At 62.7% G+C, this 23,513-nt stretch carries 22 protein-coding genes; 9 read left to right on the top strand and 13 right to left on the bottom strand.

All coding sequences use genetic code 11. The features are described 5' to 3' along the window. The first annotated feature begins 83 nt into the window (after nt 1-83). Nucleotides 84-1,706 (top strand): type VI lipase adapter Tla3 domain-containing protein, encoded by a 1,623-nt coding sequence (locus U0004_RS09730; protein ID WP_070255082.1) that lies wholly within the window; start codon nt 84-86, stop codon nt 1,704-1,706. Here U0004_RS09730 and pbpC read toward each other — a convergent pair whose 3' ends face one another. Both pbpC and U0004_RS09720 read right to left on the bottom strand, forming a co-directional pair. Next, nucleotides 1,707-3,803 carry a penicillin-binding protein 1C gene (pbpC, locus tag U0004_RS09725; RefSeq protein ID WP_070255085.1) on the bottom strand — a complete coding sequence of 699 codons (2,097 nt, stop codon included), beginning with the start codon at nt 3,801-3,803 and terminating at the stop codon, nt 1,707-1,709. A 17-nt stretch (nt 3,804-3,820) separates the two neighbouring features. Further along, on the bottom strand, nt 3,821-9,574 hold the full coding sequence (locus U0004_RS09720) for an alpha-2-macroglobulin family protein (RefSeq protein ID WP_070255088.1): 5,754 nt from the start codon (nt 9,572-9,574) through the stop codon (nt 3,821-3,823). 471 nt (nt 9,575-10,045) lie between these two features. Between U0004_RS09720 and U0004_RS09715 the strand changes: the two genes are divergently transcribed. Together U0004_RS09715 and U0004_RS09710 are read left to right on the top strand one after the other, a co-directional pair. Further along, a complete protein-coding gene (locus U0004_RS09715) occupies nt 10,046-11,071 on the top strand; it encodes an OmpA family protein (protein WP_034786319.1) in 1,026 nt (341 codons plus the stop codon). Between the two features lie 70 nt (nt 11,072-11,141). Next, the gene (locus U0004_RS09710; RefSeq protein WP_070255091.1) at nt 11,142-12,089 is read left to right on the top strand and encodes a YihY/virulence factor BrkB family protein; all 948 of its coding nucleotides are present in this window, start codon (nt 11,142-11,144) and stop codon (nt 12,087-12,089) included. A 61-nt stretch (nt 12,090-12,150) separates the two neighbouring features. On the opposite strand, the gene U0004_RS09705 is transcribed toward U0004_RS09710, so the two are convergent. The 3 genes from U0004_RS09705 to U0004_RS09695 form a co-directional block, all read right to left on the bottom strand. Next, nucleotides 12,151-13,347: an AI-2E family transporter gene (locus tag U0004_RS09705; protein WP_370452796.1), complete on the bottom strand. Its 1,197-nt coding sequence runs from the start codon at nt 13,345-13,347 to the stop codon at nt 12,151-12,153. A 72-nt stretch (nt 13,348-13,419) separates the two neighbouring features. After that, nucleotides 13,420-13,731 (bottom strand): BON domain-containing protein, encoded by a 312-nt coding sequence (locus U0004_RS09700; RefSeq protein WP_034786324.1) that lies wholly within the window; start codon nt 13,729-13,731, stop codon nt 13,420-13,422. Between the two features lie 82 nt (nt 13,732-13,813). Next, the gene (locus tag U0004_RS09695; RefSeq protein WP_034786326.1) at nt 13,814-14,368 is read right to left on the bottom strand and encodes a hypothetical protein; all 555 of its coding nucleotides are present in this window, start codon (nt 14,366-14,368) and stop codon (nt 13,814-13,816) included. Nucleotides 14,369-14,634: 266 nt separating this feature from the next. Here U0004_RS09695 and U0004_RS09690 point away from each other — a divergent pair, with 266 nt between their 5' ends. The 3 genes from U0004_RS09690 (at nt 14,635) to U0004_RS09680 (ending at nt 15,648) form a co-directional block, all read left to right on the top strand. Next, a complete protein-coding gene (locus U0004_RS09690) occupies nt 14,635-15,081 on the top strand; it encodes an outer membrane lipoprotein (protein ID WP_034786328.1) in 447 nt (148 codons plus the stop codon). 67 nt (nt 15,082-15,148) lie between these two features. Continuing rightward, nucleotides 15,149-15,301 (top strand): DUF3309 family protein, encoded by a 153-nt coding sequence (locus U0004_RS09685; RefSeq protein ID WP_010396415.1) that lies wholly within the window; start codon nt 15,149-15,151, stop codon nt 15,299-15,301. Between the two features lie 44 nt (nt 15,302-15,345). Then, complete coding sequence (locus U0004_RS09680; RefSeq protein ID WP_071653661.1) at nt 15,346-15,648, top strand: hypothetical protein; 303 nt, start codon at nt 15,346-15,348, stop codon at nt 15,646-15,648. Between the two features lie 34 nt (nt 15,649-15,682). On the opposite strand, the gene U0004_RS09675 is transcribed toward U0004_RS09680, so the two are convergent. The 7 genes from U0004_RS09675 to U0004_RS09645 all read right to left on the bottom strand — a co-directional run bounded on the left by U0004_RS09675 (nt 15,683) and on the right by U0004_RS09645 (nt 20,058). Next, nucleotides 15,683-16,837: a patatin-like phospholipase family protein gene (locus tag U0004_RS09675; RefSeq protein ID WP_070255098.1), complete on the bottom strand. Its 1,155-nt coding sequence runs from the start codon at nt 16,835-16,837 to the stop codon at nt 15,683-15,685. 134 nt (nt 16,838-16,971) lie between these two features. After that, nucleotides 16,972-17,310 carry a hypothetical protein gene (locus U0004_RS09670; RefSeq protein ID WP_034786335.1) on the bottom strand — a complete coding sequence of 113 codons (339 nt, stop codon included), beginning with the start codon at nt 17,308-17,310 and terminating at the stop codon, nt 16,972-16,974. Between the two features lie 21 nt (nt 17,311-17,331). Then, nucleotides 17,332-17,718 (bottom strand): phage holin family protein, encoded by a 387-nt coding sequence (locus U0004_RS09665; protein WP_034758936.1) that lies wholly within the window; start codon nt 17,716-17,718, stop codon nt 17,332-17,334. 18 nt (nt 17,719-17,736) lie between these two features. After that, complete coding sequence (locus tag U0004_RS09660) at nt 17,737-18,039, bottom strand: ElaB/YgaM/YqjD family protein (RefSeq protein WP_034786336.1); 303 nt, start codon at nt 18,037-18,039, stop codon at nt 17,737-17,739. Nucleotides 18,040-18,097: 58 nt separating this feature from the next. Next, complete coding sequence (locus U0004_RS09655) at nt 18,098-18,658, bottom strand: ferritin-like domain-containing protein (protein WP_369812244.1); 561 nt, start codon at nt 18,656-18,658, stop codon at nt 18,098-18,100. 63 nt (nt 18,659-18,721) lie between these two features. Beyond that, nucleotides 18,722-19,621, bottom strand: coding sequence for an OmpA family protein (locus U0004_RS09650; RefSeq protein WP_070255102.1), 900 nt, complete (start codon nt 19,619-19,621; stop codon nt 18,722-18,724). Between the two features lie 32 nt (nt 19,622-19,653). Then, nucleotides 19,654-20,058, bottom strand: coding sequence for a DUF4398 domain-containing protein (locus U0004_RS09645; RefSeq protein WP_051992010.1), 405 nt, complete (start codon nt 20,056-20,058; stop codon nt 19,654-19,656). Between the two features lie 258 nt (nt 20,059-20,316). Here U0004_RS09645 and U0004_RS09640 point away from each other — a divergent pair, with 258 nt between their 5' ends. The 3 genes from U0004_RS09640 (at nt 20,317) to U0004_RS09630 (ending at nt 22,591) form a co-directional block, all read left to right on the top strand. Further along, nucleotides 20,317-21,855, top strand: coding sequence for an AsmA family protein (locus U0004_RS09640; protein WP_327076257.1), 1,539 nt, complete (start codon nt 20,317-20,319; stop codon nt 21,853-21,855). A gap of 25 nt (nt 21,856-21,880) precedes the next feature. Further along, nucleotides 21,881-22,144 (top strand): hypothetical protein, encoded by a 264-nt coding sequence (locus U0004_RS09635; protein ID WP_327076256.1) that lies wholly within the window; start codon nt 21,881-21,883, stop codon nt 22,142-22,144. Between the two features lie 228 nt (nt 22,145-22,372). Next, nucleotides 22,373-22,591 (top strand): glycine zipper 2TM domain-containing protein, encoded by a 219-nt coding sequence (locus U0004_RS09630; protein ID WP_034758955.1) that lies wholly within the window; start codon nt 22,373-22,375, stop codon nt 22,589-22,591. A gap of 88 nt (nt 22,592-22,679) precedes the next feature. Here U0004_RS09630 and U0004_RS09625 read toward each other — a convergent pair whose 3' ends face one another. Continuing rightward, a complete protein-coding gene (locus U0004_RS09625; protein ID WP_092612473.1) occupies nt 22,680-23,456 on the bottom strand; it encodes a Crp/Fnr family transcriptional regulator in 777 nt (258 codons plus the stop codon). Nucleotides 23,457-23,513 lie beyond the last annotated feature (57 nt).

Raw genomic sequence — 23,513 nt, 5'->3', positions numbered from 1 at the left:
TGTATGCAGCCGCCAGCGTCATGGTACTGCTACTGCTTTACTCAATATTGATCAGCCCCCCAACTTTCTTGCCGGAGTCCACGATGCGCAGCAATATATGGAAGCACCTGCAATGGCTGTTGCTGATCCCGCCCATCGTCGCGGCCACATTGCTCGGTTCGCGCTGGCTGCACTCGTCGAAGCCCGTGACAGCCGCTAAGCCGCAAGTGCAGCAGGTGGTGCCCAGCGAGCAGGACAAGCGTGAATATGTGCTGGAAGTCATCGGTCTTGGCGTCACCCTGGATAAATACCGGCAAGGAAAATTGTGGGAAGCCCTGCAGAAGGGAAACGCCTATGCCAGCATCCGCGAACAGGATAGGAAGAAATATCCATGGAGTAGCCTGGACAAAGCTGGCACCAGTGGGGGACGTGCAGGTGACTCCCTGGAAAATGGCGCACTGAACACGCCGATGTATTTTGCCGTGCCCATATTTAACGCTGAAGGTCCCATTGCAGATCCGGCGCTGCAAGATACTCCACATTCCCCCATCATGGGCCTGGCGGGCAGCGCCTCCTCCTCCGGCATGCACTGGCATTTGTTTGTGGCAGGGGCGCGACGCTTCGACGAGCACCCCGAGCATATTCTGGAAGATGTTTTCGCATTTTTCGATGCGAATCCCGACGTGCCATACATCATCCTGAATTCGCATGATGGCATGGAGTCACGCGATATTAATCGCCTTCCCACCACACCTGAACTGCTCAAGGACGGCTATTACATCCCCGAAATGCCCGACGCCTCCGCCCTGTTCGTATTGGCACGGCGCGAGCGCATCGATACCGTGCGGAAATTCGCCTATGACGATGCCCCACCCGAGGACAGCGTCGATGACTTGAATACCTACGGTGTGGCGCGGCGCCTGTATCTGGCGTATGACGAATTGATGCGGGCCGTGCCGCACCCGCGCAAGAAGGAAGACCCCACTGCCTTCACCCAGCGCCAGCCCTCAATTGCCGAATGGCTGCCCATTGCCGCGCAATTTGCGCAGCGCTCCGATATCCGCGGCACGGGCAGCTTCAGCATGCTCGACAGGCTCCAGCACAAGACCTATCACCCACCGAAAGACTGGCAACCCACGCCCTGGTTTCCCTTGCCCTTCAACAAAGAGCAACTGGCGCAGCTGGACCGCCTGCCCACCTTCGGCTTCATCCACAGGCCCACGTTCGTCAGGATGCTCGACAAGGAGGGTAAACCGTTGACGCGCAAAGACCAGCGCGAACAGGCATTGCAGGCGGGCTGGCAGGAAGCCTTGCGCAGCTTGCCGGAAGCCGAGCGTCCCGCCGCACCGGCACGCCTGGTCGCCGCCACGGGCGGCAATCAGGCGCAGCTGGTGGCGCTGCACAAGACCTTGCTGAAACATGCGGAAGATGGCGGCACGGAGCTCGACAGCGGCAATACGGCGCAATGGATCGATACGGACCAGCGCCTGGGCAACACGGGCGCGGCCACCCTGTTCGTGCAGATGGCCATCGGCGTGATGGGCAGCTACCGCGATGGGGGGATAAGCGCCGTGGTGAACCTGCGCAATCCGGACGAAGCGACCATCGTGCTGGTCAGCCCGCCATCGGAAGAAAAACGCCGCACGCAAAAGCATCCGCACGGCGGCGATGTGCTGCGGCACTACGTCACGCCAGCCATCGACCCGGCGAATTATCCATCGAATTGATTACTTACCCTGTGCGGCAAGCTGCGCCAGCGCATTCCCCCGCACCTGGAACGCCACCTGCGCCACCGTCTTGCCGGCGCCGTCGACGAGCGCCAGCGCATGCTTGCCTGGCACGGGACGCCAGCTGATGCTCTCCGCTGCGCCGCCCATGTCCTTGCCATCGAGCACCCAGCGCAAGGCGTGGCTGCCCTGGGCCTGGAAGAACACGCGCTGCAGGGCAGGCGGGATGTCGGGGTCGATGGCGAGGATGCTGTCCTCGGCCGGATACACGATGGCGGCTGGCTTCACGGTGTCGCCCAGCACGGCGATGACGGGACTTTCCGTACCAAAGATAAACCATTCGCGGCGCGGCGCTTCCAGCGCGGGCTGGTACGCCACCATCTGCTGCAGCACGCCTGGCGGCGCTTTCGGGGCATGGCTGGGCACGTTCTTGTGCAAATAATCCATCACGTCGCGCCACACGGGCGCGGCGCCCGTCACGCCCGAGACGTCCCACATGGGCTTGCCATCGAAATTGCCCACCCACACGCCCACCGTGTAGCGCGCCGAGTAGCCCATGCACCAGTTGTCGCGCATGTCCTTGCTCGTGCCCGTCTTGACGGCGCTCCAGAAATTCGTCCCCAGCTCGTTGCGCAAGCCAAAGGTCATGCTGCGCGCGGCGCGGTCGGCCAGGATGTCGCCGACGATGAAGGCGGCGCCCGCCTCCATCACGCGGCGCCGATCCTTGCCCGCTTGGCCCGGCTGCAGGCTTGCCGTGCTGTACAGCCCGCCATTGGCCAGCGCGCGGTAGGCGTTGGCCAGTTCCAGCAGGGTCACTTCCGATGAACCGAGGGCCAGCGAAGGGCCGTAGTATTCGGCCGCTTCCGTCAGGCTGGACAGCCCCACGTCCTTGAGGCGATTGTAAAAGCCATCCTGTCCCGTCAGCAACACCGTGCGCACGGCGGGAATGTTGAGGGAACTGGCCAGGCTGGTGCGGGCGCTGACGTAACCCTTGAAATTGCGGTCGTAGTTTTGCGGCGCATACATGCCGGACTCTGTGGCAACGTCGAGCGGCGAGTCGTCCATGACGGACGCGGCCGTCATCAGCCGGCGCTCGATGGCCAGTTCATACAGGAATGGTTTCAAGGTGGAACCGGCCTGGCGCAGGGCCGCCACGCCATCGACATGGCTGCCGCCCGCATTGCCCACATAGGCGAGAATATCGCCGCTGCGGTTGTCGAGCACGATGATGGCGCCATCGTTGACATTGCGCTCGCGCAAGGACGCCAGTTGCTGGCGCAGGTTTTCCTGCGCGAAGCGCTGCAAGGGACCGTCCAGGGTGCTGGCGACTTGCGCGCCCGGCTGTTTCAACAGTTGCTGCGCCACTTGCGGCGCCGGCGCCAGCTCCGCATACAGGGCGTTGCGCTGCAAGGCCGTCTGCACGCGCTGGCCGATCAGCTGGCAACTGCTGTCCATGCGCCACTCTTTCGCCAGCGCGCAGGCACGGCGCGTGACGGTGGCCGGCGGCGCGTTCGGCGCCCGCACGAGGCTGGCCAAAATGATGCCGTCCGTCTGGTTCAGGCCCGACGGCGCCTTGCCGAACAGGCTGTACGAGGCGGACGCGATGCCTTGCAATTCGCCACGGAACGATACGAGGTTCAAATACGCTTCGAAAATCTGCGCCTTGCTCCAGCTATCCTCGATGGCTTGGGCGGCACGCATCTGGTCCCATTTCTGGCGCAGGCTGCGCCCGCCCGAAGACGCCTGCAAGTCCGCGTCCAGCTGGCCTGCCAGCTGCATGGTGATGGTCGAAGCGCCCCGGGGCTTTTTCGAAAACAGATTGTCCCAGGCGGCCGTGGCCAGCGCGGACACATCCACGCCGCCATGCCGCATGAAGCGCTGGTCTTCCGCCAGCAGCACGGCCTGCTGCACGGCGGGCGAGATATCTGCCAGCGGCACCCATGGCAAACGCCGCACTTTCATGTCCACGCGCAAGGATTGCAGAGGCACGCCGCTGCGGTCCAGCAGCTGCGCTTCCGAACTGCGGTACGCGGCCTGCACCTGGGCCGGCGTCAATATCGCTTCAGCGAAGACCGGGCCGGCCAGCAGGCCGCCCATCAGTAAAACAAACCCTTTCACTGCCCCACCTTCACATTCGCGTTCGGCGACTCACCAAACATCTCGGGCGAATACATGGCTTCGATGCGCGTGGCCGGCAGGCTGAAATCCCCTGCATTATTCAGGCGCACCGTGTATTCCACGCTCCAGTTACCCTTTGGCACGAAGGCGTAATACGCGCGGAAGGCGTCGAACGCCCGCTCTTCGAACGTGGGCCAGACCCAGCCCGTGGATTTTTCGCCCGCCGTGAGCAGCTGCGAATCGCGCCCCAGGCCATTGCCCAGCACCGTGGCGCTGGCGGGAATCGGGTCGTCGACCACTACCCAGCTCATGTCCGCCTGCGCCGACAAGTCCAGGCGCACGCGGTAGACATCGCCGCGCGACCAGGCGCCCGCCGTCTTCTGTTCCACCGGCGTCACGGTTTTCTTGATCGTGTAGCCGCTGGAGACGGGCGCCTTGAGCGGGATAGCCGCCAGACTTTGCACGGTGGCCCAAGGCTTGCCCGTGCCGCTGTGCGCCAGGCCCAGGGTGTCCGTGCCCTTCGGCCACGCTTGCAGCACGGGGCCGACCTTCGCTGCGCCATTCCACACGAGCGCTTGCGTATCGCTGCCCAGCTTGACGGCGCTGGCGCCCGTCACGGGCGTGGCTTCGAACTTGGCCGAGAACTTGGCGATCGCCAGGGTGCCCCAGGCGTTGGCCACCGTCGTATCCCAGCGGCCCTTCTTCTGCCGGCCCATGCTGCCGCGCACCAGGCGGCCGATGTCGTCCTTCCACGCCGGGTTGTCCATCACGGCCAGCAGCAGCCGGTTAGCGTTGACGTCGCCGGAGACCATCAGCCACCACCAGTTATCCTTGCGCTCGGTGGAAAAGCCCATGGTCGTGCCCTGGAAATTCAGGCGCGCGCGCAATATCTGCTGCGCCTCGGCCAGCAGGACATCGCGGCGCGCCAGGCTTGGCGTGCGTTGCAGCAACAAGCTCCAGTCGATGACGGCGGACGTCGGCCACAGGTTCGGGTTGATGCTGATGCTCTCCAGCGCATCGGGCGGCACCTTGTTCGAACGCGACAGCGCTTCCAGCGCGGCCAGCTTGCGCACGGCCAGGTCGGTCGTGTCCAGCGCGGAACGGCGCACGATGCGCCCCTGCACGAAGGCCGTCAAGGCTGATTCCATGCGGTTCTTCGTCTGTTCGGGAATTGCATAGCCCGCCTCCCGGGTTGCCGACAACACATACGCCGTCAGGCTGTCGCTGCCCTGCTCCATGATGGGGAAGTATTTCAGCAGGCCGTCGCTGTCCAGGTAGGCAGGCAGGCTGGCGGCCAGCTTGTTCCACGCATCCTGGTCTTGCAGGGCGATGGCCTTCGACGTGTTTTGCTCGAAGCACGTGTACGGATAGGCCGCCATGTACTCGCGCACGCCGGGCAGCTCGCCGCCCAGTTTGGCGACAAAGCTCGTCTGGATGCCGCCCCGGCCCGGCAAGGCGCCGGCCGGCATCTGCACGGACATATTGATGGGCTTGTCGATTTGCTGCAAGGTGGCTTGATACGTGCGCACGGGCGTGGCCTGGCCCACCTTTTGCGTGATTTTGAGTTTATCGGTATGGCTGCCCGCCTTGGCGACTATCTCCCACACAATGCTGGTCGCGCCGAGCGGCACCTGATAATCCCAGCCCGTTTCGCGCGCTTCGCCCGCCGCCAAGGTCAAGCTCTGGCGCGGCAAGGCTTTGCCGGCCGCACTGGCGTTGAGGTCCACGCTCAAGGATGCGGCCGAGGTGTTGCGCACGGTAAATCCGGCGCGCAACTGGTCGCCTTCTCGCACGAGGGTCGGCAAGCCCGACATCAAGATCAGGTCTTGCGAACTGCGGATATCCGTGCTGCCCGTGCCAAACAATTCCTTGCCGGCGCTGGCGATGGCGACGATGCGAAACGCCGTCAGCGAGTCGTTCAGCGGCACTTGCACCGTCGCTTCGCCTTTTGCGTCGAGCTTGACGGTGCCCTTCCAGAACAGCAGGGTGTCGAACAGTTCGCGGCTGGCGCCCTTGCCGCCGCCACCGCCGGCCGGGAAGGCCTTGCGGCCGAAGTGGCGCTTGCCGATCACCTGCATCTGCGCCGTCGCCGTTTCCACCTGCAGGCTGCGCTGCGCCATCATGGTGTCGAGCAATTTCCAGCTATCGTTGGGCATCAGCTCCAGCAAGCCCGTGTCGACGGCTGCCAGCGCCACTTCGGCGCCGGCCGGCAGCGGTTTGCCATCGGCGCGGCGCACGCGCACGGACACTTCCGCCTTGTCGCGTGTTTTATATACTTCCTTGTCGGACACCACCATGACGTTCAGTTCATGCGCCTGCCAACCCACGTTCAGCGGTGCAATGCCCATCTTGTAAGCCGGCTTGCCCAGGTCGACCAAGGCCGTCGGCTGCACGCCATCGACCCTGCCCCGCACGACAAACACGGAGACATACACATTCGGTGCATAGTTCGGTTTGACCGGGATAGTCACCACCGGTTCCCGCCCATTGAGCTGGCGTACATAGGTGTCGAGGATGCCTTCGCGCTCGACCGTGATCAGTGCCGTGCCCGAGCGGAACGGCATGCGCACCTGCAAGCTTGCTTCCTGGCCTGGTTCATAGCGTTTCTTTTCCGGCAGCACGTCGATGCGGTCATTGTCGCTGGCGTTGAACCACCAGTCGCCGCTGCCGGCCACCCAGGTTTCGCGGTTGGCCACCGCCGCGTTGCCGGACGTATCCTGCGTGCGCGCGCGCAAAATCAGATTGCCGCTGGCGGGCGCCTTCACGTCGCACATCAGCAGGCCCTTGGCGTCCGTCTTGCCCGAGCATGCAGGGCCCAGCTTGACCACTTCGCTGCTGTTTTCATATGCATAGAAACCGCCGATCAGCCGCCGGCGGTGCGAATAGCTGTTGCGCTGGAAGAAGTCGACGGCGACCGGGGCGTTCGCCACCGGCTTGCCATTGGTACCGAGCACGGCCACCGTGAACTTGAAGGCATCCTTGCTCAGTGCCCAGGCGTCGGGCTTGATGCCGATTACGACATGCGATGGCCACAGCGGCACTCTTGTCGCCACGGAAGCCGTCTCGCCATTCGCATCCTGGAAAGCCATTTCCGCCACCAGGTCGCGCGGCGTGGACAGCTGCGGCAGCTGGTCGATGACGATGCGCGCGCCGCCCGCCTTGTCCAGGGTCAAGCTTTGCGTGCGCGCGGCCGTGGCGCCGGGGCCGGCACGCCCGCCATTGCCCTCGTCCTGCCACTCGCCTTCATCGTCGTCGTAACCTGTGCCCTGCTTGACGAGGCCTTCCTTCACGTCGCCATTGCTGAAGCTGTATTCGGGATAGTCGGCAAAGGAAACGCTCTTGTCTTGCAGCACCGTGCGCAGCTTGACGGGCGCATTCGTGGCGGCGCCGCCGGCCAGATACGTGATTTGCGCATCGAGGGCCAGCTGCTTCGCCTGCACGGCGGGCGCCTTCGGCCCCTGCAGCACGGCCTTCATGGTCGGCACGCGGAACGCTTCCACGCGGAAACTGCCGGACGGGCGGCCCGCCATCGTCACGCTGTATTCGCCCTGCTTGGCATCGGCGGGAATGAGCCAGTCGCTTTCCGCCGTGCCGCTGGCCGACCAGCGCAGGGGCAACTGGTAGTTCTGGTCGCTGCCCTGGTGCGTGATGACGATGGACGTGGCACTGCCGGGGCCGTTGTTCTTGTCAACCAGGCTCATGCCTTCGCCCGTGTGCTTGCGGATGAAATGCTTCATGTGCACGGTTTCGCCGGCGCGCAGCAAGGTGCGATCGAATACCGTGGCCAGCAAGGTGTTGTCGGCGCGCGTGTCATCCGTGGGCAAATTGAAACGCCAGGCTTCGATGCCGCCCACCCAGTCCGACAGGGTGAACGTCATGTCGCCGCCGCTGCGCGCACTGATAAAGTAGCGGCCATTGTTCTTGCACGAGGAATTGGCCAGCTCGCCGGGGATGTGCGCCACGCCGTCCGCGCCCGTGGCGCCTTGCCACAGCAGCTTGCCGGCGCAGTCGCGCACGGCCACTTGCGCCTTCGCGACAGGCGCGCCCTTGTCCAGCGACGTCACCCACACGAGCGACGATTGCGCGCCATGCTTGAAGTGGGCCGCCAGATTCGTCACCAGCGCGGCCGTGCGGATATAGGCCGTCGTCGGTTTACCCAGCAAGGCCTTGCCGAGGATGGGGCTGGCCAGTTCGACCACATAAAAGCCCGGTTTCAGCAAAGGAATGCCGATCACTTCAAAGGTTTTCTTGCCGTCCGGACGAGGCAGGCTGATGGGGCGCGTGCCGGCAGCGTCGGCCAGCACGGATTTGCTCATGTTGCCCGCGTACTGGGCGTACGGCTGCCAGTATTCGCCCCCGTCGCCATTGCCGGCCAGGCGCCGCATCCACTCGATGATGAACTTGTCGTCATTGTCGGGCACGCGCAAGGTGGCGCCCGTGGCGGCAGCGGATGGCTGCGCGACTTCCTTGCCCGACAGCACAGGCTCGATGTTGCGCACGGTGACCGGCAGCAAGCCATCGCCCTTGGCTTCGATGATGCCGAACGGGGCCGGGAACTTCAGCAGCGGCGGCTGTTCGCCCGTGCGCACCGTCATGGGGAAGCGCGCGCGGTTGAGCAAGGCGCGGCCCGCGTCATCTGTCAGCTTCGGCGGCAGGGCCAGCACGAAACTGGCCTGCACGGGAAACGGGCCTTTGAAGGTGGCGCCATACAGGAATTCCGCCTTTTCTTCTTCTTTTGCAATCGTCGGCGCATACGTCTTGCCGCCGCCCTTCAGGGTCATGGCGCGCACCTGCGCCGCGCTCACGGGCGCGGAAAACTGCACGCGCATGGGCAGGAAGGGAATGCACTGTTCCTTCGGATTGCTGCGCTCGCAGCTGAACTTGGCCGTGAAATCGGGACGCGTCTTGAACTGCAGCGTTTGCGCCTTGTCCGTGGCGATGCCGCTGGCGCTGGCGATGCCCTCGCCCCACACGAGCGACACCTTGGCGTTGGCGGGAAAACTGCGCTTGCATTGCAATACGGTCACAGGCAGCGGCGGCGCACCCTTGCTGGCGACGGGCATGCCCACTTTCCACAGCGTGCCCCGCTTCTTGAAATACACGGTCAGGTAGCGGTCGAGAAAACTCTTGCGCAGGGTCAGTACCTGCTCCAGTTCCTTGCCCACAAGCTGCCGCACGGGAATCTTTTCATTGATGCCATCGGCGCGGCAATACGCGTTGGCGGCCACGCTGGCCTCGTTCGGCACCGCGTCGAGGCCCAGCACGAAGATCTGGTTTTCATCGATATACGGCTGGCCGTCATACGGCACGGCCTCGACGATGGCCGGGCCGCCCGTGGAAAAGCGGTAGGACGCCGTCCCCTGCAAGGGCTTGCCTGCCTGGTCCTTCAGTCCGGCTTTCAAGGTAAAGCTGCACGCCACGCCGGCCGGCAAGTCGCGCTCGAAATCGTAGTTCCAGTTGCGCTCGTCGGCCCAGCGCCCCGCGCCCGCCACGACGGCAGGTTCGGCCTTGCCGCAATCGATGGCGAACGGCGCGGGCAAGCCCATGTCGCCGAACGGCACCATCGGCGTGGAGAACTGGGCCCGTACCTGGCGCACGGCCTTGACCGTGCCGCTCGGTGAAAACAGGGACACGCCGCTATCGGCCCAGGCCGGCATAGCCATGCCCAGCGACAGCAGCACCGCCAGCAGACCCAGCGGGGCCAGTTTGCCGGACAGCGGGGAAGAAACAGCACGGGGGTGATCAGGCACGGGTAACTCCTTGATGAAAAGTGGCGGAGCTGGCTGCGGCGCACGATAGTTGCCCAAGAGAAGCCCGGAAAAACAACAGAACGCGGCAGGAATACAACATCAATGTAATATTAGTTATCAAGCTCATCATTGTTGCTAATATACAGTGGCATGCTGGTAACAAGTCGTACGATTGCCTCCAGTTACGGCGCCAGGATATGGCCGTGATTTCAAAATTTTCCGGAGGCGAATTAGTTTTTTTCAACACCGAAGTAGTTGTCGTGAATCTGCAACACCATTGATATACAACAATGCTTTGTGCGCTAACGCACCGACCACGTGAACCTGCAACCGTATTCTCTACTCCAACAGCAGTGCATTTATCGCAAGAAAGCGCACCTGGAATTGTTGTCTATCTCTAGCAATAGCATGTCTGGCAGTTGTCGCATTGATGCATTAGAGAAAATCTCTTATCAACGTTGGGAGTTACTTGTGAATAATCTAAAAAAAATCGCCGTTGCCGCCGCAGTACTGTGCTCCGCCCTCGGCGCACAGGCCCAGGAAATCAATCCTTCCTGGTACATTCAACCTAGCCTCAACGCACTCAAGCCAGATTCCGACTTCGCTACGGATAAAACCGGGTATGGCGCAGGCTTGCGTTTCGGTAAACCTGTTTCCCAGGACTGGGATATCCAGCTGGGCACCACGTATGCCCGCTCCAAGGATGGCCAACAGCGCTACCAGCAAAATACGCTGGGCGTAGACGGTCTGTACATGTTCTCGCGTAAAGCCTTCCGCCCCTTCCTGCTGGTCGGTGCCGGCATGCAGCGCGACAAGGACACCAGCTTCGCTTTCGGCGAACGCAAAAAGAGCTCGCCGTACGCCAGCGTCGGTCTGGGCTTCCAGTCCACGATCAACGATCAACTGTCGTTCCAGGCTGACGTGCGCAACGTGCACGGCTTCCTGCGCGGCAATACGTTCGACCCGAGCAGCAAGGCCAACAACTACTACGTCACCGTGGGCCTGAACTTCGCGTTCGACAAACCACCTGCACCGCCGCCACCACCGCCACCGCCGCCAGTGCGTGAAGAAGTCGTCGTGGTCGTGCCGCCACCACCGCCGCCACCGCCAGCACGCTTTGAAAAAGTGACGATGGCAGCAACGGAACTGTTCGCGTTCGACAGCGCCAAGCTGGGCCCGACACAGACCAAGCTTGACGAAATCGCCCGCGTGCTGAACGCAGCGCCGGACGTCAATAACGTCGTCATCAGTGGTTATGCCGACCGCATCGGTTCGGCCAAGTACAACCTGAAACTGTCGCAGCAGCGCGCTGATGCAGTCAAGGAATACCTGGTCGCCCACGGTGTTGCCGCCAACCGCCTGACGGCAGAAGGCAAGGGCTCCACCAATCCTGTCGTCACCTGCGATAACAAGAAGCGTGCCGACCTGATCAAGTGCCTGGAACCAAACCGCCGCGTTGAAGTGGAACAGATCACCATCGAACGCCGCGTGCAGTAAGCTAAACAGTGGTACGCCACTTGTGAATAAAAAAAGGGGCTCGCGCCCCTTTTTTGCATTGAAAGCCACCATGAATATTTCTACCCGCTATCCCAGACTGGCCGGCCTGGCGCCGTTCAGCAAGCAGATGCGCAGTGTCATCGTCTGTTCCGTCACCGAATGGCTGGAACACCGCGCCTCGAGCAAGGGCGCGGCCCTCGCCTACTACACCCTGTTTTCCATCGCCCCCATCCTCGTGCTGGTGATTGCCATCGCCGGCTTTTTCTATGGCCCGGCCGCCGCGCGCGGCGAACTGATGGGGCAACTGCAGGGATTGCTGGGCACGCAGGGCGCCGAAGCCATCCAGCTGGTGCTGGCCGGCGCAAAGAACCATGAGCAGGGACGCATCGCCACCCTCATCGCCAGCGCGCTGCTGCTGTTCGGCGCCACCAGTGTATTTGCCGAACTGAAAGCCAGCCTCGATGAAATCTGGCAAGTACCGCCGCTGAAGGAAGCGGGCGCCTGGGACATGCTGCGCACGCGCTTGCTGTCCTTCGGCCTGGTGCTGGTGCTGGCCTTCCTGCTGATGGTGTCGCTGGTGGTCAACGCGGCCATGGCCATCCTCGCCAACTTCTGGGAAGGCGTGTGGAAGGACACGGCCGTGCTGTTTACCATCCTGTCGAACCTGATCGGCTTTGCCGTCATCGCCAGCCTGTTTGCCGTCATCTATAAAATGCTGCCGCGCGTGCGCCTGTCCTGGCGCGACGTGCTGATCGGCGCCATCGGCACGGCCTTCATGTTTTCACTGGGGAAATACGCCATTGGCGTATATATCGGCAACAGCGGCGTGGCCAGCAGCTATGGCGCGGCCGGTTCGCTGGTGGCCCTGCTGCTGTGGGTATATTATTCAGCGCAAATCTTCTTCCTGGGCGCCGAATTCACGCGCCAGTTCGCCCTTCAGCTGGGCAGCATGAAGGATATGCCGAAGACGGACGATGGCGATGTGCAAGTCAAGATACTGAAACGCCACCAGTCCTAAGCGATAAGTCTGCATGCAACAACGGCGCCCGCGGGCGCCGTTTTCTTTACGTTGCCGCAAGCTATTCGCCCAGCAGCTCGGCCACCACTTCCATGCCCTGCACACGCTCGGCCACGACCTTCACGATGACGATGATGGGCACGCCCAGCAGCAAGCCCCAGACGCCCCACAGCCAGCCCCAGAACAGCAGGCTGATGAACACGGCCGTGGGATTCATCCGGGCGATGCGCCCCGTCATCCAGGTGGTGACAAAGGTGCCCACCAGGGTGGCGATGGCCATCGACGTGCCCGTCACCAGCAAGACCATTTCCAGCGATTCGAACTGCAGGAAGGCAACGAGGCCCGTGGCGATGGTGATGAGCAAGGGGCCGAAATACGGCATGATGTGCAGCAAGCCGGCCACGATGGCCCAAGCGCCCGCGTTTTCCAGGCCGATCACGCGCAGGGCGATCCACATCAGGACCGCCAGCAAGCCATTCGTGACGAGCAGCATGAACATATAGTTCTGGATCGACGTATTGATGTCTTCCAGGATGTGCACGGTGACCTTCTTGCGGCTCAGCGACGGCCCCGTCAGCTTGACGAGCTTGCGCTTGAAGGTATCGCCCGACAACAGCAGGAAAAACACGAGGAAGATGACCATGGTGGCCTGGCTGAGGAAGCCCACCAGGCCCAGCGAGCCGGCCCAGACCCAGTCCATGATCTTGAAGTTGGGCGCCTCGGCGGCGGCCGCGCGGCGGTTGTTGCGGCGCGCTTCGGCGCCAGCGGCCACTTGCTCGATTTCATTGGCCACGGCCTGCATCTTCTGGAAGGTGCTGTTCTTGCCGCCCGTACTGGCGGCGATCAGGCGCGACAGCTTATGCGTGGCGGCCGGCAATTCTTCAACGATGGATTCGAATTCGCCCTGCACGCGCTCGACCACGACGATGGAGCCGAACAGGATCAGGGCCGTGACGGCCGTGGCGCCGATGGCGCGCGGCAGGCGCAGCTTTTCCAGCCAGGCGACGACGGGATTGAGGGTGTAGGCGATGAAAATGCCGAAGATGACGGGAATGAGGAATTTCTGTGCCCACTGCAGCGCATAAATGAAGCTGACGGTGGCGATGATGCCCAGCGCCATGCCACGCGCATTGACATGCAGCGGCAAACGCAAGGATGAGTCTGGCTGCTCCGCGGGCGCGCCGGGAGGTGGCCCGGCAGGCTCGGCGGAGGCAGCCGCCACCGGCTCGGGCGGGGTATCTGTAGGCTGGATATGCATGCGATTCCCGCGACGGTCGGTGGAAGGCCGCAGGGCCAGCCGTGGGGCTGGCCGCTGCGGCAGGTCAGGCCATTACTTGACGCGGATGTCGTTTTTCACGGACTTCACGCCCTTGACGCCACGGGTGATTTCACCCGCTTTGGCGGCATCGGCTGGCTGGGCCACGAAGCCGCTCAGCTGAACCACGCCCTTGAAGGTTTCAACGTTGATTTCCGTCGATTTCAGGGTAGGCTCGTTGAAGATGCTGGCTTTCACTTTGGTGGTGATGGCCGCGTCGTCGATGTACTCGCCCGTGCCTTCCTTGGTTGGGGTCGAAGCGCAACCTGCAACAGCGAACAGGGAAGCGACGAAAAGGCCAGTAGCGATAGATTTGGTGAATTTCATGGTTTTTTCCTTAGGAGTGGTCAATCAATGTGCTCACAATGAGCTTCTTATACCAGTTTGGTGACTGCGCGCCGGAGGGAGCTCAGTAACCGAACTGGGTTTTTGCAGCCTTGATACAGTCATCCTTGGCTGCGCCGGCTAATGCATCGCATTTTTCTGTCGCGACCTTGTACTCGGCTTTTCTTTTTGCTTCACGCGCATCGCTGCGCGCTTCGATGACTTTCTTGTCTGCCTTGGCATCGGCCAGGGCCGCCACCTTGGTGGACTTGGCCAGCTTGACGCAGACATCCTTGTCGTTGCCCGTCAGCGCATTGCAGCGCGTCAGGTCGACGTCGTAATTGGCATCGGCAATCTTGATGCGCGCCTTGGTGTAGGCGCGCAGGGTATTCGTATATTGCGCCTGGGCCACAGCTTCATCGTAGGTGCGCACGGCCTTTGCTTCGGCGATGCAGACATCCTTCGGGTTGCCCGTGATTTTTTCGCATTCGGCATGGGCCAGCTTGTAATTCAGGCCCGCCTGTTCATTGGCCGCCTTGTAGGCTGCTTTTGCTTCCGGCGTGGCAGCCACGGCCTGGCCGCCCCAGGCGGCGCACGCCAGGCTGACAACGATGGCGGTGAAAAGCTTATTCTTGTTCATGTATTTCTCCCTGGTAGTGACAAGCATGTCTGCTTGGCATGACTACCGTTTTACGTGGATCGCCGCCTCTCTTCTGTACGCTGCCGTACACAAGTAATTTATTTTGAAAGCGGAAGGCAGACAGGGATAAATAACAACGTTTTGCTGGATCGTTCCGGTAAAAAATACCATTTTCGGCACCAAATAAGTACGTGCGGCAGCGTACAGACCGGAAACAGGGGCATGACTAAGATGGCACTACACCCTCACCTCGTCAGGAGAATAAAATGAAAACCAACGCCACCTTGGCTGCACTGATGCTCGCCGCCACCGCCGCACTGAGCGGTTGCGCCACCGGTCCTTCCCAGTCACAACAATATTACCCGGCCAACCAGCCTGAATCCGCCATGTACGGCACCGTCGACTCCATCCAGATCGTGCAGGGCGGCGGACAAACCAGCGGCGCGGGCGCCGTGGTCGGCGGCATCGCCGGCGCACTGCTGGGCAATACCATCGGCTCGGGCGGCGGACGCACGGCCGCCACCGTGGCGGGCGCCGTCGCCGGCGGCGTCGTGGGCAACCAGGTGGAAGGCCGCAGGCAGCAAGCGCAGGCCTACCAGATCAGCGTACGCCTCGACAACGGCGAATACCGCACCGTGGTGCAGGACAACGCGAATGATCTGCGCCCGGGCAACCGCGTGCGCGTCGTTGACGGCCGCGTCTACCGCTATTAATTTTCGGCGGAGCTTGCCAACAGGCAGCCGCCATCCCGCATGAGTCGTACGATAACAAGGAGTTGCCATGGGCACCATCATTCTGATCATCTTGATCCTGGCCCTGGTCGGCGTCCTGCCTACCTGGCCGCATAGCCGCAACTGGGGTTACGGCCCCAGCGGCATCGCCGGCCTGGTCGTAGTGATACTGATCCTGCTATTACTGACGGGCAGGTTGTAAAAAAAGGCGCTGCGGCGCCTTTTTCATTTCAAGGAGGAAATATCATGACTATCTACAACACACTCTTGGCCACCCTGTTCGCCTGCAGCCTGGCGCCACTGGCAATGGCGCAGACGGCCACGCCGCAGCCGGGCGACCCGCAACGCTGGTATCAGGAAGACAGCACGGCGCAAGCCCAGCTGCGCACCCTGCGCAAGGAAATCGCCGCCGCGCTGGCCGAGGCCAAAAAAGCCTGCCGTTCGGAACCATCCGCCGCGCGCCCCACCTGTCTGAAGGACGCGCAGGACACGTATCGGCAAGACATGGCCAACGCGGAAAAACTGCGTGTAGCGGCCCATCCGCAGTGATGCGCCGCAGTGATGCTATTGCCATGCCGCCTGATCAGGCGGCGTCGCGCTCGTAGGGCGGCAACTCGTGCACCACGAGTGGCGTATCTTCCGTGACAAAGGCCAGCCAGCCGGCCGCCTTGATCGCGCGCAAGCCATCCTGGTAGCCCTGCTCCCAGCGCCACTCGATGGAGCCCCGGGAAAAATTGATATCCTTGGCCGCCATGTGCCAGTCGCGCCCCGCATACGGCAGGCGTACGATGTGCATGGTGCTGTCGCAACCGAGCGCCACCAGCTCTTCCGTCTGCTGACGGTTGTGCTTTGTGTCGGGCAGGCCGGCGTACAGTTCGCGCAATTTGCGCTGCAAGGTATGTGTATTGACGTAATCGGCGATATGCCGCTTCGAGCGCGACGCGAAGGTCACGTCCTTTTGCCGCGTCTGCACTTCGTCCAGGGTGGTCGGTTCCGGTCCTTCCGAGCTCCACAGGTCGACCATGAAGACCAGGGTGTCGACGTGGGGCGTGTCGTCAAGCACGGTTTCCAGCGGCGTGTTCGAGTACAGGCCGCCGTCCCAATATAAATCGCCATCGACGCGCACGCCGGCAAAACCGGGCGGCAAGGCGCCGCTGGCGCGGATATGGTCCGCCGTCAGGGGCTGCTGCTGGCTGTCGAAACTGGTGAGGCTGCCGCATTTGACGCGCAAGGCGTTGACGGTCAGGCGCATGCCGCCGGGCTGGTTCAGGTAATCGAAATCGACCAGTTCCTCGAGGGTACTGGACAGCTCGCTGGTGTCATAGAAGCTGGCCTCTTCCGGCTTGACGGCAATTCCGGCGGGAAACAGGCTGAAGGCACGCGGCTTGAAGAAGCCGGGCACGCCGCGCAGCAGCGTATCGAGCGTGGCCAGCCAGATGTTCGAGCGGCGCTGCTGGTCCGATACCAGGTTCATGTCGATGCTGTCGCGGTGCGCCACGCGCTGCCAGAATTCCTTCAGACGCACGAGCCGGTCTTCGTGCTTGTTACCTGCCAGAATGGCGGCATTGATGGCGCCGATCGAGGTGCCCACCACCCAGTCGGGCGCCAGGCCATGTTCGTGCAGCGCGTGGTAGACGCCGGCCTGGTAGGCGCCCAGTGCGCCGCCGCCTTGCAGCACCAGCACGATGCGCAGGCGCGAAGGATTTAACTGATTGATCGGTGTCTTCGAATTCGTCATCAAGATAGCCCTCTGTCCGCCGCGCGGATGCGGCGTGAATCATTGTAAGGGATTGCGCCTGTCTGCGCCGAGCCTTGGGTACAGGCAAAAAAAACGCCGTCAATGACGGCGTTCCTGTGCAACACGGCTGGCGTTCAGCGCTTGCGGCGCAGCCAGCTGGCGGCGACGGCGGCCACGGCCACGAGGACCAGGGCCGGCTTGACCAGCTTCTTGCGTCCGATAAACGATAGCGCCGTCAGCACATAGGGCATGGCGCCTTGCAAACGCATACCGCCCGGCGCCAGCAGGGATTCGACGCGGTGGCCGGCAAAGCCGACCGCCGTTTCGACCACGCCCTGCAGCATCGATTCCGGGCGCAGCGCATAGCCCACGTTGGCGCGCGCATGCACGATGCCCACGCGGTACATTTCGCCCTGGGCGATCAGCAGGCGCTTGCGGGCGGCTTGCGCCGCCAGTTTGTCGTTGTCCGACATGAATTCTCCTCGTAATGCAGCTTACATCAGCATGTCGCGGTCAGCCTTCAATTCCGCCATGGTGGCCGGCATGGACAGCTTTCCTTGACGCAGCATGGCGCGCGCATACATGACCAGGGCGATGGCCAGCAGTACGAACACGACCGTCATGATCGCCAGGATCTTCCAGCCCAGGCTATCCCAGGCCAGAAAGACGATCAGCACGCTGCCGTAAGCGATGGCAAACAAGCCCGCCACGGTCGCCAGCGCGAAAATGACAATCAGCTGCAGCATGTGATTGCGCACTTCCGACAGTTCGATGGTGGCCAGTTCCAGCCGCGACAACATCAGTCCGACGGCGTTTTTGGCCAGGCCGGCGACCGAGCCGATCAATCCCGGCCCCTGGTGAGACGAAGCAGACTTGTCCATATCGCTCCTGACAGTGGATTACTTGCGGCCCAGGATGAAGCCGACCAGTACGCCGACGCCAGCGGCGACGGCCACCGTGCGCCATGGGTTTTCCTTGACATAGCCGTCAGCCTGGGAGGCGAGCTGCTTGGTGGCAACGATGGCCGACGCTTGCGCTTCATGCGCCTTGGCCAGGGCGGCATCCAGGGTTTTCATGCCCTTGACGCGCACTTCATCGGCTTTTTCGCCGGTCAGGGCGGCAGCGGCGCTGAACAGGGCTTGCGCATCCTTGACCAAGGTTTTGACATCGTTATTGACGGTGGTGATATTGTTTTCCAACATGGTTTAGCTCCTTAGCTGTGGATGAATGTAGTTACTATACCTACTTTACTCAAAAACACTATTCCATTAGATCGCGCATATCATCGGCGTGCTCTTCCTCGACAGCCATGATCTTGATCAACAAATGGCGTGTGGTCGGGTCTTTGTCGCCGATTTTCACGATCATCTGGCGATACGACTCGATCGCTACCCGTTCCGCGATCAGATTGGCACGCACCATGCTCTGCACGTCTTCGGAGTCATCATACTCGGCATGGCTACGCGCAAGCAATGTTGCAGGATTAAAATCTGGCTTGCCATTCAATTGCACGATGCGTTCAGCCAGCCAGTCGGCGTGCTCCTGTTCCTGCTGCGCATGTTCAAGGAACTCGGCCTTGATGGTGCCGTTATCGCGTCCGCTCACCGTGTAGTAATGGCGTTTATAGCGCGCAATACACACCAGTTCGGTGGCCAGCGCCCCATTCAACAGGGTAATCAACTCCTGGCGGTCGCCCTGGTAGCCGGCCGTCACGGCGCCGTCGTCCAGGTTTTTGGCGGCAGCGCGGATGGCTGCCGTATCGATGCCAGCTGGAATCTCAACAGATGTTTGGGTCATGATGTTTCCTTTCAAGTCTTGCATGGGTATCCACCGGCCAAGCTTTGGCCGGTGCTGCCTTTCTACTTCCGCGTCAGGCGGCGCGGCTTAGCGGCGGGCGGGAATCGCCGTATTGTCCTCGGACAAGACGATTTCCACCCGGCGATTCAGCTGGCGGTTCGACGCCGTGTCGTTGCCGGCGGCCGGATAGGCGGCGCCATAGCCTTTCGTGGCGATGCGGTCACGGCTGATGCCTTGCTCCAGCAGCGCATTGCGCACGGATTCCGCGCGGCGTTGCGACAATTCCAGGTTGTGCGAGGAGCCGCCCGTGCTATCCGTAAAGCCTTCGATCAGCACGGTGCGCTGCGGGTTGTTTTTCAGCACATCAGCCAGCTTGCGCGCCGTATTTGCGCCATCGGCCGTCAGGTTCGCCTTGTCCGTGCCAAACAGCACGTCACCCAGGGTGATCACCATGCCGCGTTCGGTTTTCTTGGCGGCCAGGTCGGCCAGCTGCGCTTCGAGTCCGGCGGCGCGCGCTTGCGCATCGCGGGCCGACGCTTCGGCCGCTTGCGCCTGGGCCTTGGCCGCTTCCGCATCCGCCTGCGCCGACTGGGCGCGGGCCGTGGCCTGGTCCGCCTGCTGCGTGCGCGCATCGAGGCGCAACTGGTCGCGCTGCTTGCCGGCGTTGGCGATATCGGCTTCAGCGGCCTTCTGCTTGGCGACTTCTTGCGCCGTGGCTATCTTTTGCTTGGCCAGGTAGGCCAGCTTGTCGACTTTTTCGCTATCTTCCTGGCGCGTGGCGGCCGCGTTTGCCGCTTCCAGCGCGGCGCTCGCTTCGCGGAATTCGCGTGGCGCATAGGTCGACACGATCGGGTTCGATTGCGCCGCCATGTAGTCGCCGCGGGTCTGGTCGAGCAGGCTGGTGGTGGTCGGTGCGGAGCTGCAGGCGGCAACTAGAGCGGCCATGGCCAGCAGGCCGGGAATGGTAGTGTAGGTAGCTTTTTTCATGATGGGGTCCTGTTATTGGTTATTGTTGTTGCTTATTGTTTTGGGGCTTGCTGATTGGCACGGTCGAGCTCTTCGCGCATGACGCGGATGTTCTCGTTGATTTCATCAGCGGCGCTGGTGGCCTTGGCCGAATTGGCCTTGCTTTGTGCCAGCTTGGCATCGGCTTGCGCCTGGTCCGCCAGATCGCGCGCCGTCTTGTAGTCGCGGTCTTTCAAGGCCTGGTTAGCCATGCGCATTTTTTCGCGGGCCGAACGCATTTCATCGGGCGCCAGGTCGGCGGCGCCAGCGCTGGCAGCGTTATCGACAGCGGCGCGCGACACGGCGACATCGGCCGTGGCAGGCGTTTTCAGGCTGGAGCAGCCCGTCATCAGGACGACAGCGGTGGCGCAGGCGGCCAAGGCGGCCAGTGGGGACATCTTGAAATCTCGGTTTGTCATTTTTCTTCTCCTGGAGAATGTTAAGCAATAGGGTTCATACGTCGGTGCATCTGGAATCAGGAACTGCGTTTGATGTATGACGTTATAGGCTCCGGCTCCCCGCATATCCGTTCGGTGCCGCACATAGGGTAAGAAATCGACAATACTTGCATGGGCAACGTGCGCCAGCGCACGTGCCCGCCAGCAAAACCTGAAACAGGCCCGGCTTTGAAGCGATTCCTGTAGCATCGCAACTACTTGTCCAGAAAGAATCAGCTTATGCCGCTCTCCCGCCGTCAGAAAATCGCCCTCGCCAGCACCGCCGTGCTCATCGCCCTGCCCGTCACGGCTTCCATCATCGTGCTGAACATGGACTGGAACCGCGCCAAGCCCTGGCTCAATGCGCGCGTCAGCGATGCGTTGGGAAGGCCGTTTGCCATCGAGGGCGACCTGGCGCTGACGTGGCAGCAGCCAACGGCTGGCGGGCAAAAAAGCTGGCGCGACTATCTGCCGTGGCCGCACCTGCAGGCAAAGGACGTGCGCCTGGGCAACCCGAGCGCCATGACGGACACGGACGGCCAGGCGCAGCTGGCCAGCGTCAGCCAGCTGGCGTTCTCGCTCAATCCGCTGGCCCTGCTCGACAAGAAAATCATCATCCCGCAATTGCGCTTCGACACGCCGCAGGTGCGCTTGCTGCGCAGCAAGGATGGCAAGAACAACTGGACCTTCGACAAGCAGGATCAGCCATCGCCTTGGCAGCTGGAATTGCAAAGCGTGGTCTTCAGCAAGGGCACCGTGTACCTGGACGATGGCGTCAGCAAAACGGCGATGCGCGCCGATGTCGACACCATCGCGGACGATGCGCGCTACGGCATCGCCTGGACGCTGTCCGGCAAATACCATGGCGAAAGCATCAAGGGTGGCGGCAAGGCCGGCGGCGTACTGTCGCTGCAGCAGCAAGGCACGCCCTTCCCCATCCAGGCCGACATGCGCGCGGGCGGCAGCAGCGTGGCCATCGAAGGCACCCTGACGCGCCCGGCCAACCTGGCCGCGCTCGACGTGCGCCTGAAGCTATCCGGACCCAGCATGGCCCGGCTGTATCCATTGACGGGCGTGCTGTTGCCGGAAACGCCGCACTTCAGCACGGAAGGCCATTTGACGGCGACCCTGGCGCCCCGCGGCGGCGAGTGGGTGTACGACAAGTTCAGCGGCAAGGTGGGCTCCAGCGACGTCCAAGGCAAGCTGGCCTTTTCCGCCAGCACGCCGCGCAAGCGCCTGACGGGGGAAGTCCACTCGAGCCTGCTGCAATTTTCCGATTTGGGTCCGCTGGTGGGCGCCGATTCCAGCGCCAGCAAGAAGGAACGGGGCGTGCCGTCGACGCAGCCGGCCGGCCGGGTCTTGCCGGTGGAAACCTTCAAGACGGAGCGCTGGACCAGCCTGGACGCCGACGTGCGCTACACGGCCGACAAGATCACGCGCGATGCCGAACTGCCGATCAGCAAGCTCGACACGCATGTGGTGCTGACGGACGGCGTGCTGTCCTTGACGCCGCTCAACTTCAATGTGGCGGGCGGCACCCTGACGTCGCAAATCAAGCTCGACGGCAGCGGCAAGGTCATCGCCAATGGCATCGCGGCAGAGCTCAAGGCCAGCGCCCGCCATCTGCACATCCAGCAGCTGTTTCCCCGCCTGCCGGCCCTGCAGGCGAGCGTGGGCGAAATCAATGGCGACGCCTCGCTGTCGGCGACGGGCAATTCCGTCGCCACCCTGCTGGGCAGCTCGAACGGCGAAGTGCGCGCGCTGATCAACCGGGGATGACGCCGTCCTGAATATCGACGGCACGGTGAACCTGGCCGATGAACGGCTGGACCTGACCCTGCGTCCGGACAGCAAGGGCTTGCGCATCTTTTCGCTGCGCTCGCCCCTGTATGTGCACGGCACCTTCAGCAAGCCCGACGTGAGCGTCGACAAGGGCGTGCTGGCCCTGCGCGCCGGTGGCGCCCTGGCGCTGGCCGTGGTGGCGCCCGTGGCGGCGCTGCTGCCGCTGGTCAATACCGGCCCCGTCGAGGATAGCGAATGCGCGGCACTGCTGGCCCAGCACGCGTGAAGCCGGTGGCGCCGAAACCGGGCAAGGCGCCGCGCAAAAGCCGGTAAGTCACACGTAGCCGTGCACGATTACAATTGTTACACCCCTATGTGCGTTGCCGAACAGACCCTGCCTTGCCACAATCCTATTCTGTAATCGTGCCTGAAACACCCAAGACGTGGCGATACGAAGTCTCACCGGCCCATACCATGCCGGCGCCACGAGGTCCGAATTCATAGGAGAACTATCATGCAAATCATTAAAAAAATCGCCGCTACCACTTCCGTTGCCGCCCTGCTGCTGAGCTTGACCGCTTGCGCCAACATGTCCGGCCAGGATAAAAACACCGCCATCGGCGCTGGTGTCGGCGCCGTTGCCGGCTCCGTACTGACGGGCGGCAGCGCCGTCGGCGCAGTCGGCGGCGCCGCAGTCGGCGGCGTGATCGGCAACCAGGTCAAGCCGAAGTAATTATTGATCGAGAAAGCGGGGTGGGTGCGCAGGCGCCCGCCCCGCTTTTTTGCGTCTGCGGCAGAAGGATGAACGCCAGCAGGAAGAATCAGACGAAGACGTTGGCCATGCCGATGGCGCCGCTATCCTTGACCAGCTCGTAGCAGCGGCAGGACACGGCTTCCAGCCCCGCCGAATCGAGGATCTCGATATTGCCGCGGCTGTAGGTGATGAGTTTTTGCTGTTGCAGCGCGCTGGCCGCCTTGGTCACGCCGACCCGCCGCACGCCCAAGGTATGGGCGAGGAATTCATGCGTGAGGTGAAATTTTTCCGACTGCAGGCGGTCGCGCGTGATCAGCAGCGAACGGGCCAGGCGCGCCTCTAGCACGTGGAAGCGGCTGCACACGGCAATCTGGATGGCTTGCGCCAGCAGGGTGTCCGTGTAGCGGTACAGCAAACGCTGCAGGGACTCGAGCTGGGCGAACTCGGCGCAGAACTCGGCCCGCCCGATGCGGCTGGCCGTACCGGAACGCTGCACCACGGCACGCACTTGCGCCAGGTCATGACCCAGCGCGACGGAAGCGCCCAGGACGCCTTCGCGGCCGACGGAGCCCACTTCCAGGGTCATCCGGCCTTCCGCCACGGCCAGCAGCGAGATCAGGCAATCGCCAGGGAAATAGATGTGGCCGATAGGCTGGCCCGGTTCGTACAGCACCTCGCCCACCTCGACCGTGACGGTATCGAACAGCGCCGTCAGGTGCCGCAAGTCGTGCTCGGGCAGGCTGGCCAGCAGGCGGTTGCCGGCGTCAAGCGCGCCCACGGGCGAACCCAGGCCGGATCGGCCTGCATCGCGGGACAGGGTCATGCTGGCAGTCGTTGGTGGCATTGCTTTTCCTTGGTGTCGTTACAACTTGACATAATTTTTACTTAGCCTACGGTGCAG

The sequence above is a fragment of the Janthinobacterium lividum genome, assembly GCF_034424625.1.
In the GTDB taxonomy this organism is placed as follows: Bacteria; Pseudomonadota; Gammaproteobacteria; order Burkholderiales; family Burkholderiaceae_D; genus Janthinobacterium; species Janthinobacterium lividum.
Note: the sequence above shows the minus strand (reverse complement) of the source record. Positions and strands in the feature narration are given on the sequence as shown.